The organism is Rhodococcus baikonurensis (assembly GCF_040489275.1).
Taxonomy (GTDB): domain Bacteria; phylum Actinomycetota; class Actinomycetes; order Mycobacteriales; family Mycobacteriaceae; genus Rhodococcus_F; species Rhodococcus_F baikonurensis.
Genome location: NZ_JBEUOQ010000003.1, coordinates 362146 through 375851, shown reverse-complemented (window position 1 = coordinate 375851; position 13706 = coordinate 362146). Strand labels below are relative to the sequence as shown.

At 62.0% G+C, this 13706-nt stretch carries 15 protein-coding genes; 11 read left to right on the top strand and 4 right to left on the bottom strand.

The window, feature by feature from the left end:
* Positions 1 to 26: 26 nt before the first annotated feature.
* Positions 27 to 767: a TetR/AcrR family transcriptional regulator gene (locus ABWI03_RS09410; RefSeq protein WP_208689761.1), complete on the bottom strand. Its 741-nt coding sequence runs from the start codon at positions 765 to 767 to the stop codon at positions 27 to 29.
* Between the two features lie 267 nt (positions 768 to 1034).
* Between ABWI03_RS09410 and urtA the strand changes: the two genes are divergently transcribed.
* From urtA to ABWI03_RS09375, 7 genes are all read left to right on the top strand, one after another.
* On the top strand, positions 1035 to 2291 hold the full coding sequence (gene urtA / locus ABWI03_RS09405) for an urea ABC transporter substrate-binding protein (RefSeq protein WP_007735391.1): 1257 nt from the start codon (positions 1035 to 1037) through the stop codon (positions 2289 to 2291).
* Between the two features lie 54 nt (positions 2292 to 2345).
* Positions 2346 to 3230 carry an urea ABC transporter permease subunit UrtB gene (gene urtB, locus ABWI03_RS09400; protein ID WP_298774066.1) on the top strand — a complete coding sequence of 295 codons (885 nt, stop codon included), beginning with the start codon at positions 2346 to 2348 and terminating at the stop codon, positions 3228 to 3230.
* Entirely contained in the window at positions 3227 to 4333 is a 1107-nt protein-coding gene (gene urtC, locus ABWI03_RS09395; protein WP_007735392.1) for an urea ABC transporter permease subunit UrtC, read from the top strand. Before urtB ends, urtC begins: the two co-directional genes overlap by 4 nt.
* Positions 4330 to 5166: an urea ABC transporter ATP-binding protein UrtD gene (gene urtD, locus ABWI03_RS09390; protein ID WP_298774060.1), complete on the top strand. Its 837-nt coding sequence runs from the start codon at positions 4330 to 4332 to the stop codon at positions 5164 to 5166. Before urtC ends, urtD begins: the two co-directional genes overlap by 4 nt.
* A 3-nt stretch (positions 5167 to 5169) precedes the next feature.
* Entirely contained in the window at positions 5170 to 5862 is a 693-nt protein-coding gene (urtE, locus tag ABWI03_RS09385; protein ID WP_050656708.1) for an urea ABC transporter ATP-binding subunit UrtE, read from the top strand.
* A 1-nt stretch (position 5863) separates the two neighbouring features.
* Positions 5864 to 6553 (top strand): GntR family transcriptional regulator, encoded by a 690-nt coding sequence (locus ABWI03_RS09380; protein WP_095970424.1) that lies wholly within the window; start codon positions 5864 to 5866, stop codon positions 6551 to 6553.
* A gap of 190 nt (positions 6554 to 6743) precedes the next feature.
* Positions 6744 to 7277 carry a hypothetical protein gene (locus ABWI03_RS09375; RefSeq protein WP_166810574.1) on the top strand — a complete coding sequence of 178 codons (534 nt, stop codon included), beginning with the start codon at positions 6744 to 6746 and terminating at the stop codon, positions 7275 to 7277.
* 688 nt (positions 7278 to 7965) lie between these two features.
* Here the strand turns inward: ABWI03_RS09375 and ABWI03_RS09370 are convergent.
* Genes ABWI03_RS09370 through ABWI03_RS09360 form a run of 3 tightly spaced genes read right to left on the bottom strand, consistent with a single transcriptional unit; the run spans position 7966 to position 9836 of the window.
* Positions 7966 to 8571 (bottom strand): signal peptidase I, encoded by a 606-nt coding sequence (locus ABWI03_RS09370; protein WP_166810657.1) that lies wholly within the window; start codon positions 8569 to 8571, stop codon positions 7966 to 7968.
* A 10-nt stretch (positions 8572 to 8581) separates the two neighbouring features.
* Positions 8582 to 9184 carry a hypothetical protein gene (locus ABWI03_RS09365; protein WP_298774038.1) on the bottom strand — a complete coding sequence of 201 codons (603 nt, stop codon included), beginning with the start codon at positions 9182 to 9184 and terminating at the stop codon, positions 8582 to 8584.
* Positions 9185 to 9206: 22 nt separating this feature from the next.
* Positions 9207 to 9836, bottom strand: coding sequence for a SipW-dependent-type signal peptide-containing protein (locus tag ABWI03_RS09360; RefSeq protein WP_166810656.1), 630 nt, complete (start codon positions 9834 to 9836; stop codon positions 9207 to 9209).
* Between the two features lie 226 nt (positions 9837 to 10062).
* Here ABWI03_RS09360 and ABWI03_RS09355 point away from each other — a divergent pair, with 226 nt between their 5' ends.
* The 4 genes from ABWI03_RS09355 (at position 10063) to ABWI03_RS09340 (ending at position 13692) form a co-directional block, all read left to right on the top strand.
* Positions 10063 to 11052, top strand: coding sequence for an LLM class flavin-dependent oxidoreductase (locus ABWI03_RS09355; protein ID WP_283376776.1), 990 nt, complete (start codon positions 10063 to 10065; stop codon positions 11050 to 11052).
* A gap of 9 nt (positions 11053 to 11061) precedes the next feature.
* Positions 11062 to 12258 carry an MFS transporter gene (locus ABWI03_RS09350; protein WP_095970425.1) on the top strand — a complete coding sequence of 399 codons (1197 nt, stop codon included), beginning with the start codon at positions 11062 to 11064 and terminating at the stop codon, positions 12256 to 12258.
* Positions 12259 to 12355: 97 nt separating this feature from the next.
* A complete protein-coding gene (locus ABWI03_RS09345) occupies positions 12356 to 13162 on the top strand; it encodes an SDR family NAD(P)-dependent oxidoreductase (protein WP_095970426.1) in 807 nt (268 codons plus the stop codon).
* Entirely contained in the window at positions 13159 to 13692 is a 534-nt protein-coding gene (locus tag ABWI03_RS09340; protein ID WP_298774033.1) for a carboxymuconolactone decarboxylase family protein, read from the top strand. Before ABWI03_RS09345 ends, ABWI03_RS09340 begins: the two co-directional genes overlap by 4 nt.
* Positions 13693 to 13706 lie beyond the last annotated feature (14 nt).

Sequence of the window (13706 nt, the reverse complement as noted above, 5' to 3'; positions counted from 1 at the left end):
GAACTACACGCGCAGGAACTGCGGTGTTACGGCTTCTGCAGCTGCCGGATCGAGGAGCTGAGTTCGCGAATGACGGACTTCAATTCGTCGACATCAGAGCGGAGTTCGGCAAGGTCCGAGTCGGGAGATTCGGCCTGCGCTTCCTTCTTCGCCGTGCGCCGCGCAATGCGCGCCACCGGCTCGCCGTCGACGGAACGTGCGGCAAAGCCGTCCAGGAAAACGGAAATCAGATTGCGCTGCAAATCTTCGGCCAATTCGGAAAGCTGCGGGCGATACTGCGCGACGGTGGACCAGACGGATTCACGCAAGAGACGGTGAAACTGTTCGGGATCGATGTCATCCCGAAACTCCGCGTCGGCAATTCCGCGAGCGATAGCCGATCGCCAGTAGCTGTGTGCCTTCTGAACCAGGATGGTGATGGGCGCGTCCGCCGGTTGCGACGAAAGTATGGCTTCTCCCTGATAGACCTCCGTGGCATACGGGTGATCCACCGCCGAGGCAAAAGACACCGACACCATCGTGGCCAGCCGATTTCGAGCCGAACCTTCCGGTTCGATCGAGTCCTCGTACCGGACGTTGAGATCTTCGAGGAACCGGACGACGATCTCGTTGGCTATCGCATCCTTGGAGTCGAAGTAGTGATAGAGGCTGCCGGAGAGGATCCCGACTTCGTCGGCGATGTCTCGCACCGTCGTCGCGGCGATTCCCCGCTCACTGAACAGCTTGGCCGCATGAGCGAGTATTTCGTCCCGTCGGGTCGAGCGCACGAGAAGATCCTTCCGACGTTCCGATCGTCAAGCGAGTGCTTGATCAATTTCTCGTCGATGCTAACACCGCACCCTCGCTGACCTGCGGTGTGAGGTCCTGGACACCCAATCGAAACACCGGACACACACTTGTCACCGACAGTCATTCCACCGCAACAACTTCCACCTACTCTGTGCACTCGACGAATACAGCGTTGTATACGCACTCCGGATACAGATCTGTCAGAGCCATTGTCTGCCAGAGCCATCGACACGAAAGGCCCGTACATGCGAACCTTCTCGAAGCGCACCCTTGCCGCGCCGGCCGCTCTCGCCGCGCTGGGCTTGGTTCTCACCGGCTGCGGAAGCAAGGCAACAGACACCGCATCGGGAGATTCGACGGCTACGTCGTGCGTCGACACCTCGGGGGACACGATCAAGGTCGGTTCCCTGAATTCACTCTCGGGCACCATGGCCATCAGTGAAGTGACGGTCCGCGACTCCATCTCGTTGGCGGTGCAGGAGATCAACGATTCCGGCGGTGTGCTGGGCAAGAAGATTCAGATCGTGGCAGAGGACGGCGCGTCGGAGCCGACAGTGTTCGCCGAGAAGGCCGAGAAACTGATCAGCAGCGATTGCGTCGCAGCAGTTTTCGGTGGCTGGACCTCCTCGAGCCGCAAGGCCATGCTGCCCGTGTTCGAGGACAACAACTCTTTGCTCTACTACCCGGTCCAGTACGAGGGACTGGAAGATTCGAAGAACATCTTCTACACGGGTGCAACGACCAACCAGCAGATCATCCCGGCTCTGGATTACCTGAAGGAGAAGGGTGTCAAGTCGCTGTATCTGGTCGGCAGCGACTACGTGTTCCCGCAGACCGCCAACCGCATCATCAAGGCGTACGCGGCAGCGAACGGCATCGAGATCAAGGGCGAGGATTACACGCCTCTGGGTTCGACCGACTTCTCCACCATCGTGAACAAGGTCCGCACAGCCGACGCCGATGCCGTGTTCAACACACTCAACGGCGATTCCAACGTCGCATTCTTCCGTGAATACTCGAATGTCGGCCTGAAGCCCGCCGACATGCCCGTCGTCTCCGTCTCTATTGCGGAGGAAGAGGTCGGTGGTATCGGAGTCCAGAACGTCGAAGGCCAGCTGACGGCGTGGAACTACTACCAGACCATCGACTCCCCCGAGAACAAGAAGTTCGTCGCGGCGTACAAGGCAAAGTTCGGCCAGGACAAGCCCACGTCCGATCCGATGGAAGCGGCATACACCTCCGTCTACCTCTGGAAGAACACCGTCGAGAAGGCCAACTCGTTTGCGGTCAAGGATATTCAGGACAACGCCGACGGTGTGACCTTCCAAGCGCCCGAAGGACTCGTCACCATCGACGGCGACAACCACCACATCACCAAGACTGCCCGGATCGGCGAAATCCGTTCCGACGGACTGATCTACACGGTCTGGGATTCGGGACAGCCGATCGAGCCGGATCCGTACCTGAAGAACTACCCCTGGGCTGAGGGGCTCGGTAGCTGATCGACAAAAGGCGGAATTGACGGAATCGGCGAGTAGAGAGGTGGAGCGTCTGTCATGGATGTTGTGATCGGGCAGTTGTTCACGGGTTTGAGTATCGGATCGATTCTCCTGTTGGCAGCGTTGGGGTTGTCTCTCACGTTCGGGCAGATGGGTGTCATCAACATGGCACACGGCGAGTTCATCATGGCCGGCTCGTACACCGCATACGTAGTGCAGCAGGTGATCTCGAATGCAACGGGATCGTTGATCATTTCTCTGCTCGTCGGTTTCGTCGTCGGCGGACTGATGGGTGTTGTGCTCGAAGTGGTCCTGGTATCGCGGATGTACCACCGACCCCTCGACACCCTGTTGGTGACATTCGGCGTCGGATTGATCCTTCAGCAGTTGGCGCGTGACATCTTCGGCGCGCCGGCAGTCAATGTTTCGGCGCCGAGCTGGCTTTCGGGCGGGGTCGATATTTTCGGCGCCGTGGTGCCGAAAACCCGCATCTTCATTCTGGTGTTGGCGATCGCAGCAGTGATCGCACTTTCGGTCGCACTGAAGCAGTCGTCGATGGGTAGACGCATCCGGGCCGTCGTCCAGAATCGCGATCTGGCCGAGGCGAGCGGAATCTCCTCTCGTCGTACGGACATCACGACCTTCTTCCTCGGTTCCGGGCTCGCCGGCGTCGCGGGTGTCGCGTTGACGCTCATCGGTTCCACCAGCCCGACCATCGGCCAGTCCTATCTGATCGACGCCTTCCTGGTTGTTGTCGTCGGCGGTCTCGGTCAGATGAAGGGAGCCGTGATCGCAGCCTTCGCCCTCGGCATCTTGAACTCGTTCATCGAGTACTCGACGACGGCGTCGATCGCGAAGGTGATCGTGTTCGTCATCATCGTCGTCTTCCTTCAAGTTCGGCCGCAGGGCCTGTTCGCAGTCAAGACGAGGAGCCTCGTATGAGCATCCTGAACAATTCCCGAATTCGGGTGTGGGGCGGTTTTGCACTTGCCGCGATCGTGCTGTTCGCCGTCGCTCCGGCTGTGCTCTCGGACTTCAGGCTGTCACTGTTGGCCAAATTCCTGTGCTTCGCCATAGTCGCTGTCGGCATCGGTTTGGCTTGGGGCAGAGGCGGAATGCTCACGCTCGGCCAGGGCGTCTTCTTCGGAATCGGCGCATACGTGATGGCGATGCACCTCAAGATCGCCGATGCCGAACTCAAGGGCGACGCGGTCCCGGACTTCATGTCCATCGCCGGCAAGACCGAACTGCCGGGATACTGGCAACCGTTCGCCTCGCCATTCGTGGCGATCTTCGCCATCCTTTTCCTGCCGGCCGCTGTTGCCTTTCTCCTCGGACTCGGTGTGTTCAAGCGGAGAGTCAAGGGCGCGTACTTCGCGATCCTCTCGCAAGCACTCGCCGCGGCTTTCGCGATCCTCTTGATCGGCCAGCAGTCGATCGGTGGCAGCAACGGCCTCAACCGCTTTCGCACGTTCTTCGGTTTCAACCTCAACGATCCGGCGAACAAGCAGATGTTGTTCTTCATCGCCGCCGGAGTTCTTCTCGCATCGGTCGCTCTGATTCGCCAGCTGATGAACTCCCGATACGGCGAACTCCTCGTCGCCGTCCGCGATCAAGAGGAGCGCGTACGTTTCCTCGGATACGATCCGGCGAACATCAAACTGGTCGCCTACGTGACCGCGGCGTTCCTCGCCGGTATCGCCGGCGCGCTGTTCGTTCCGATCGTGGGCATCATCTCCCCCGCCGACGTCGGGATCGTCCCGTCAATCGCCTTCCTCATCGGGGTAGCGATCGGCGGCCGCGCAACGCTTCTCGGTCCTGTACTGGGTGCGATCGGCGTCGCGTGGGCACAGTCGACGTTCTCGGAGAAACTCCCTTCGGGATGGATCTACGCACAAGGGTTGATGTTCATCGTCGTTGTCGGGTTCTTCCCGGCAGGTGTGGCCGGACTGTTCGCCCTGATGCGCCACCGCAAGAAGCGTGAGACCCCGGCCGACCCACCGGTCAAGGTCTCCCAACCCGAACCAGTGGAGGTGTCGTCATGACCAACACAACCGCCACCAGCGAACCCACACCGGCACTGGGCGGCAACGCCGGAATGTCGTCCGAGTACCTCGAAGTACGGAATCTTTCGGTCAGCTTCGACGGTTTCAAGGCCGTCGACGGCGTCGACTTGACCCTCATGCAGGGCGACCTCAGGTTTCTCATCGGCCCGAACGGGGCTGGAAAGACAACGCTGGTCGACGCCATCACCGGACTCGTTCCCGCGACGGGTTCGATCACGAAGTCCGGCGAGCAGCTGCTCGGCAAGAAGGTTCACAAGATCGCCCGTCTCGGCGTCGGACGAACCTTCCAGACGGCAAGCGTCTTCGAAGAGCTCTCGGTACTGCAGAATCTCGATATCGCGGCCGGAGCCGGCCGATCAGCGTGGAACCTGCTCAGAAAACGCAAAGGTGTGCTTCCCGAGATCGAAGAGGCTCTGGAGACAACTGGGTTGGAGCACCTCAGGAACACTGCCGCGGGCATCCTGGCGCACGGGCAGAAGCAGTGGCTCGAAATCGGAATGTTGTTGGTACAGAACTGTTCCGTGCTACTGCTCGACGAGCCCGTCGCAGGCATGAGCCTCGAGGAGCGCGAGGAGACCGGGAACCTTCTGCGGCGCATCGGCGGTGCGCGAACCGTCGTCGTGGTCGAGCACGACATGGACTTCATGCGATCGTTCGCCACGTCCGTCACGGTGCTCGCCGCTGGGAAAGTACTCGCCGAAGGAACTGTGGCGGAGGTCCAAGCCGACCCCAAGGTGCAAGAGGTCTACCTCGGCACAGCCGCTGCCGGAACAGATCTCGGCGCCGACACCGAACCGACCCTGGAGGACTGAATCATGCTCGAACTCGTCGACATCCGCGCCGGCTACGGACGTACCGAAGTGATCCACGGCGTTTCCCTGCTGGTTCCCAGCGACGGGGTTGCGGCAGTCATGGGCCACAACGGTGCGGGCAAAACCACCTTGCTACGCGCCGCCGTCGGACTGATCAAACCCACACGGGGAAAGGTACTTCTGAACGGTGAGGACATCACCGGATTACGGCCGAGCGCCCGCGTCGCTCGCGGACTCGCCTACGTACCCCAGGGGCAGCAGTCGTTCGGACAACTGACGACTGCCGAGAATCTTCGGGTGGTCGCCGACGGGCGCAAACGCGGAAAGGCACTCATCGCAGAGGCATTGGATCTGTTTCCCGCGCTCACCACACTCCTCGACCGGCGCGCGGGACTTCTCTCCGGCGGGCAGCGACAACAGCTTGCCATCGCTCGCGCCCTGATCACGGAGCCCAAGATCCTCATCCTGGACGAGCCGACCGAGGGCATTCAGCCCAACGTGGTCGCCGAAATCGAAAGGACCGTCATGGAACTCACCGAGCGCGGCGATCTCGGTGTCCTCCTCGTCGAGCAGCACATCGGTTTCGCACTCCAATCTGCGCAGCATTACAGCATTCTCGCGGCCGGACACGTGACCTCGACCGGTGAGGGCGGCACCACGTCCACCGACGCGGTTCGTCGAGCGATGGCAATCTGACATGAGTGTGCGCCCGCCGCTGCGCGAGCAGGTCTATCGGTCGATCCGAAGCGATCTGATGTCGGGCCAGATCGCCCCATCCGAACGGCTCGGCGAAGAACGGTTGGCTCATCTGTACGGTGTCTCGCGAACACCGGTCCGCGAGGCGCTCGCGAAGTTGGAATCCGACGGGCTGGTCGAGCGGGACGAACACGGACTCTTTCCGTACCGACCGCACCTCGACGAATTGGGTGGCCTCTACGAGCTGCGCCTACTCCTCGAGGTGCACGGGCTTCGTCGGGTACTCGAGGGTGAGGCCCCCGCCCATGATCGAGACGCGCTCGGTTCCGAGCTCGACAGGTGGTACGCGTTTCGCACACAGATGCCGGTACCGGACGCCGGTTTCGTGACGCTCGACGAGGAGTTCCACATCGCGCTCCTCGCCTCGTCCGGAAACCACGCGTTGGTCGACGCTCTTCAGGCCGTCAACTCGAAACTGCGCCCCGTGCGGATGTTCGACTACCTGACTCCCGACCGTATGAAGGCCACCGTGGACGAACATATCTCCGTCGTCGAACTAGTGCTCGACGGCAAGATTCCGCAAGCCCACGAGGCACTGGTATCGCACATCGACATCTCTCGAACGGTCGTCCTCGACCGCGCTCGGCAGGCCCTCTCGTTGGCCGCAATGGCCAACGCTGTGCGGAACTGATCAGCGTCGTGTCGCTGACTTCAGGGTGACTACTTCGGTGACGTGGTCTCTCGTCAGGGGGACCAGCAGGTACTCCCCCGCTACGGTTGGCTGCGGGCCGAGTTCAGAACCGGGGACCGTACCCGTTGTGCCGTCCGAGCATTCGACTGCAACTTCGCGCGAGTAGTCCGCATCAGGAGCAACCTCGCAGGTGAGTCCGTCATCCGTGGTGAAGGCGGAGATACTCGAACCGACCGGCCCCTGGATTACTGTCCCGATCGGGTCCGCCGGAGCCGGTGTACTCGTGGTTGGTGTAGCCGTCGTTGTCGGGGTTGCCGTCGTTGTCGGGGTTGCCGTCGTTGTCGGGGTTGCTGTCGATGTCGGGGTTGCTGTCGGTGTCGGCACAGACGCGGTGGTCGTCATCCCTGCAGTGTTCTCAGCTGCCGTGTTCTCAGCTGCTGTGGTCGAAGAAGTCGTCGATGACGGGGGTTCGCTCACCGAAGTAGGCGTCGGGCTGACCGCACGCGCAGCAAATCCGGTTGGGAGGCTCAGCGGCGTGACCGGGTATGTCGCGCTGCCAATTCCGCATTGGGCCGTTACAAGATTGAACGCGACGTTTGTGGTGCCCAGTATCTGCGCCCCCAGAATCGCAAAAGCTGCCATCGAAAGACTCACGCTCAGCGTCGATTGCGCCGTTGTTGCCGTGGACGTTCGCGTGCTCACGAGCTTGATGTTCGTGTATTGAATCGTCGCCAATCCAGCGGCATTCACAGTGGCGTCCGCCCCTGTCACCGTCACCGATGCGTTCTCGGCAGGCTGTGGAATCGTGAGGACGCGAGATCCCACCGTCACCTGATTCGTAGGGCTACTCGCCGATACCGATGCCCTGTTCGAGATATCGCACGCGGCCCCGGCCGTAATCGGCGATGCCACAGTGACTATCGGCGCACTTACCAGATCAATCCCCAGTAGAGACAGCAAGTTCACTGTCACGGTCATCGATGTGAGTGTCGACGTCGAATCGGTATCCGAAACAATTGCCGACTGGCAGCGGCCGCTCGCAGGCTGCCCGACCGAGTAGGCAGCGCACGACGAGATCGATCCGGTCCGGGACAACGAGTTGACACCCAGCAGCTTTGCAACCACCAGATTGGTTGTGTCCAGGTCCTTTCCAATCGTGTTCTGTTGTGAAACACCTTCGAACATCGAACTGCCGAAAAGATCGATCACGATTCCGCCACTGGACAACCCGAGCCCGCCGGCGCCTCTGCCGTACCCACTCGTCGTCCATGAGCCGGTGGAAATCGGGCCGGTAACGTACTCGGAGTCTGTCCACGCCGCGTCTGTCTCACCGAGTAGTGGGTGAGACGAGAAACCAGAGCCCAGAACAACCGCAACTGCCAATACGATGATTGAGAACAGGTGGCGACGCTTCATTGTCTACCGCCGTCTGGCGGTAGAAGAACCTGAATGGGTTCGGTTTTCGGGTCGGCCGAGTCGGCATCGTCGTCATCGGTATTGCGCGGCCAGAATACGGCGACCACCAAAGCGGCCATGGTCAGCGTGATCGCACCCAGAACAAGAGGATTCGAGAAGTAGACGATCACCCGCGCCAATCCCGGAACGTGCCAGAGCACCTTTCGGACCGTGGTGACCTCGTATACCGCGGGATCAGCCGAGGCGTTGGCATCACCCTTGAGATCGAGAATCGTGATGCCGTTGTCCTGGGTACGAGCGGAGACGACCCGGTGGGTCACCGGCAGTTCGGACACTCCCCGATCGACGGTGACGACGTCGCCAACCTCGACGGAATCCGCAGGTACTTCACGCACAACGGCGAGCGAACCCGTCGGAATGGTCGGCGACATCGAACCCGTCTTGAACATGATCAGTGTGATGTCGAAGGCGAAGGCACAGATCACCAAAGCGATACAGATGACCCCACCGACTGCAAGAACCTGAAGGATGCAGTCCCCGATGAGCGTGGGGACCGAGCGCTTCTTCGTCCGGGCATGTGTTGTCCGGGCACGTGTTGGCATTGCAGCTCCTTCAGGGTGTTGCACTGAACTGCCAAGTGGGAGTTGACGTCTTACTGATCAACGCCGGATTACTCCAATTCGCCGAGGTTCCGGGCAGTGAAATCTCGAAGCACAGCGCCACCGGAGCTCCCGGGGACACTCCACCGGTGGGTAGCGCGATGGCCCCGGCTGAGGAACCAGTTGAGAGCGACGGAAACACCGTCGCACTTCCCACCACGAATTGTGGTGTTCCCGTGGAGAAGGCTGACGCATCACAGGTCGTCGACTTGACCACCCGATACCGCAGCGCCGACGCCAGAGTGGGGTCGCCGGCAACCGTGGCCGCCTGCAGAGTGACGGATGCGGCCGGCGAGACCGGCACTGTTCGAAGCGATATCGGGCCGTACGAGAACGCGCCGGGGCGAATCAGGAGCGCCGAGGGTGTGTACGTGAAAACGCCAGGGCCACTGGATGAATGCGACGACCATCCACCGCCGACGTTCGACTCGATTCCGAATGTTCCAGTGCGAAACGATGCATCGCCCATCGTGCTGTCCACCCAACTGGCAGCCACGGTGGTTGCACCGATACCCAGGACGAGTCCCGAAGCCGCTAGTGCGTACACCTGACGCATTCGCCTTGTGACCACGCAGGCGTCAGGGGGTGGACTGGCCGGTGAACTGCCAGAGCAAGCGCCCGGTGTTCTTGCCCGACACGATCGAAGGGTCGACTCCGGCAGGCAGCGTGACCGCGAAGCACAGTTCCACCGGCACACCCGTGCCCAGCAAGGCGACGTCCGAACCCGAACCTGCCGTCAAGGCCACCGGACTGGCTGTGGTGCCTACCCATGCTGTGCCTGCTCCAATTCCCGCCGCCGTGCAGGTCGTGGAGGGGACACCTCGATACACCGAGTACCGCAGAGCAGGTTTGAGGTCGGCATCACCGCCTGTCGCACCGAGTAGTTGTACCGTCGCGCCGGAAGTGCTGGCCGTGGGACCGATCCGAAGCGCTACCGGCGCGTATACCGTCGTTCCGGGTGAGAGTGCGTCGAATCCCGTGCTGAATTGGAAGTGGCCGGCGGAAGCGTCCACTTGATACTCACCCCAGGTCGTCAGTCCGTCGAAGCTACCCTGGAGATTCCAACTTCCCGTCTTGAACTGCGCGTCGCCGAAAACATTGTCTGTCCACGCCGCCAAGGTGACAGCGGCGCCGATACCGAGGACAAGTCCTCCGGCAAGCAATGCACGTACTTTGCGCTTGTTTACAGCCTTCCGATCAGTGGTCATGCTGGTCTCGATTCACTTGGAATGCGAAAGAACCTCCGATTCGGGAAATCTAGCCCCCACTTTCACCCGAAATATCCGAAATGACCGAAATTGAGACAAAGACTTGATGCCTTCTCCTCCCGCCGCCATCCGTGGGCGTTGACCAGGGGGAAATAGGAAAGCCGGCCAGATCGTTGCACCTTCCAACGACACTTGCGTTCTATTCGCTGAGAAAGGCACCACATTCATGGCCGTCCCACTTTCCATCCTCGACCTCGCCCATATCGGCGACAACGAAACCGCCAAAGACAGCTTCGACGCCAGCGTGACCTTGGCGCAGCGAGCCGAGGAGTGGGGCTACAAGCGAATCTGGTATGCCGAGCACCACAACATGGGTTCCATCGCGTCTTCGGCAACCAGCGTTCTGATCAGCCACGTCGCCGCGCACACCAGCAAAATCCGCCTCGGCGCCGGTGGCATCATGCTTCCCAACCACGCACCGCTGACGATCGCCGAGCAGTTCGGCACGCTCGAGACTCTGCACCCGGGTCGCATCGACCTCGGCCTCGGCCGCGCGCCCGGTAGTGATCAGAAGACGATGCAGGCTTTGCGACGCGACCCGAGTTCTTCCGACAGCTTCCCGCAGGACGTACTCGAGCTTCAGGGCTACCTCGGCGACACCTCGCGCGTCCCCGGAATCAATGCCGTTCCCGGTAAGGGCACTCACGTTCCGCTCTACATTCTCGGATCGTCACTGTTCGGAGCCAAGCTCGCCGCGATGCTCGGTCTCCCGTATGCATTTGCCTCGCACTTCGCCCCCAACGCCCTGCGCGACGCCGTCGCAATCTACCGACGCGAGTTCAAGCCGTCGGAGCAATTGGCGGAGCCCTACGTCATCGCCGGCGTCAACGTCATCGCCGCCGACACCCATGAGCAGGCTCAGCAGGACTTCCTCGCGGCCAAGCGTTCGCGCGTCAGTCTTCTTCTCGGACGCGGGCGCAAGTTCACGGACGACGAAGCGGACATGCTGCTCGACTCCCCCGCCGGTCAGCAGGTTCTGCAGATGACCAAGTACAGCGCCATCGGCACGCCCGCCGAGGTGCGTGCGTACCTCGACGAGTTCACCGAGCATGCGCAGGCCGACGAGCTGATCACGGTGTCGACCGGCACCAACCGCGAGGCGTGGTTGCGCACGTTCGAACTCCTCGCCGACGTGAGCGATCTGGTGCCCGCCTAAGCTGCCGGTATGGGCGATCCATCCCGTCGCGGGTTCATCTCGGTACTGGCCGTACTACTTTCGACGGGTTGGGCCGCCAACCACTTTGCTTCGCTCATCCCGGTTCTCCGGGTGGACGAGGGCCTCTCTCATACCGTGCTCGACGGTGTCTTCGGTATCTATGCGCTCGGACTCCTACCCGGCCTGTTGACCGGTGGAGCAGTGTCGGACCGCGTCGGCCGAGCTGTAGTCGTCCTTCCCGGAGCACTCATAGCCTCGCTCGGAACCGTGATTCTTCTTCTCTGGCACGACGCGCCCGGGCTCATGGTCGGGCGCCTCGTAGTCGGTATCGGTGCCGGTCTGGCAATCGGCGCCGGTACCGCGTGGGCAGCTGACCTTCGCGGCAAGTCCGGAACCGTGATGGCGGGCGTCGTACTCACCTCGGGCTTTGCACTGGGACCACTGTTTTCGGGTCTGTTGGCACAATTTGCCGCCTTCCCACTCGCTACGCCCTTTGTCGTCTCGGCCGTCTTGTCGGTGGGTTCGGTTGCCGCGGCGGCTGTGTGGAGTCGTACTCCTGCTCCCACCAAAGCTGCGACGTTCACACAGGTTCCCGACCGTGCAGAGCGGTCGGGAACCAATGTGAAGGGCGCACTGCTCTGGGCACTTCCGTTGGCGCCATGGGTGTTCGCCAGCGCAACAGTGTCTTTCGTGACCATGACGGCCAGGCTCGGGGACCGCTACTCCGGTCCTCTCCTTCCGGGTTTCGCTGCGGCGCTGACCTTGGGTGCTGGAATCCTGGTTCAAACTGCTGCCCGCCATCGCAATTGGGGTCCTCAGGCCGGCACGGTCGGCGCCGCGCTGGCGGCGCTCGGATACCTTCTGGTCGCGGTCGGCGGCGCACGCCCCGCGCTCGGGTTGTTCATCGTCTGCGCGCTCGTCCTCGGTACGGCCTACGGACTGTGCCTGCGTGAGGGACTGCTCGACCTCGAGTCGCTGGCTCCCCCGGCCTCGCGGGGCGCCCTGACCGGGATCTTCTACGTCGGCACCTATCTCGGATTCGGACTGCCGGTGCTACTGGTTGTCATCGAACCCACGATGGGTCCGTCACTGCCGTTGGTGATCCTCGCCGCTGTTGCCGCCGTTGTTGCCGTGGTCCGATTCCGTCGATTGCGGTCGCCCCAGGCTTCCACGTCACATCCGCGTCTCGAAGCCGCATCGGTCTGAACACCCGTTCGGACGGAGTTGGCGGTACTTGCAGTCGCAGCTACCCGGCGGTGTTAGCGTCGGAGGACCAGAAGGTAACTGCGTAGGGACACAGCACATGGGCAAGAGCGAGGCGGGCAAGGCCGAATCAGGCAAGAGCAGTGCCGACGATCTGACGGGTCGGCGCATCCTGATCACCGGTGCCGCCCGCAACATCGGTTCTTCGCTGGCCAGACGCCTCTACGACCGCGGTGCGTCCGTGGGACTGCTCGGCCTCGAGCCTGAACTTCTCGAACAAGTCGCCACTTCCTGCGGCCGCGCACCGTGGCAGTTGTGCGATGTCGCCGACCCCGAGCAGGTATCTCGCGGCGTCGACTACATTGCCGAGAAGCTGGGAGGCATCGACGTCGTCGTGGCCAATGCCGGTGTCGAGGCGAACTCGTCGATCCTCGGCGGCGACGTCGAAGACATGCGCCGCGCCGTCGAAGTCAACCTCATGGGCACGTACTTCACCCTGCGCGCAGCGGGTCCCCACATCAGTCATGAGAACGGTTACGCCCTGGTGGTCGCATCCGCCCACGGCGCGGCGAAGCACCCGTTTCGCGGACCGTTCGGTGCTTCGCGCGCCGGCGTCGAAGCGTTGGGTGACGCGTTGCGCTTGGAAATGAAACACCTCGGCACCAAGGTCGGCGTCGCGTATATCGGAGACATCGACACCGATACCACCGCACTCTCTTTCGACGGCGCTCGCGGAACCCTCGCCAGCGCCGGCACCACGACCGTCGCCGACGCCGTCGACGCGTTCGAGCGCGGTATCGTCGGCCGGAAGTCACGCGTACACGCGCCCCGCCGCAGCGCTGCGGTTCGCCACATCGCGCAACGAGCTATCGACCTCCGTCCCTCTCACATCCGTGGAGTCGCATGAACCCCCGCATCCCGCCCGGCCGATTCAAGGACCTCGGTCCGATCAACTGGGGAATCTGGCGTGTCCTGTCGAAGGCTGCCGGAGCACCCGATGCGCATCTGTTCAGCACCTTGGGGCGCACGGGCGGACTCTTCCGCGGTTGGCTCCACTACTCCGGCTCACTCATGCCCGGCGGCAAGATCTCTCGGCACGACACCGAACTGATCATCCTGCGGGTCGCACATCTGCGGGACTGCGGTTACGAGATCGATCACCACATCAGGCTCGGCCGCAAAGCCGGAATCGACGCAGAAGAACTGGCCCGGATCATCGAGGGGCCTGGCGCTTCCGAGTTGAGTCCGCGTCACCGTGCGATCTTGACTGCGGTAGACGAGTTGGTCACCACCAAGGACATCACCGACAACACGTGGGGAACGCTCTCGCAGCATCTCGACGATCGTCGGTTGATCGAATTCACCTTGCTGGTCACTCAGTACGACGGCCTGGCCACCACGATCGGAACCTTGCGGGTTCAGCGCGACTTCTCCTGAAGTTCCGCGGCGGC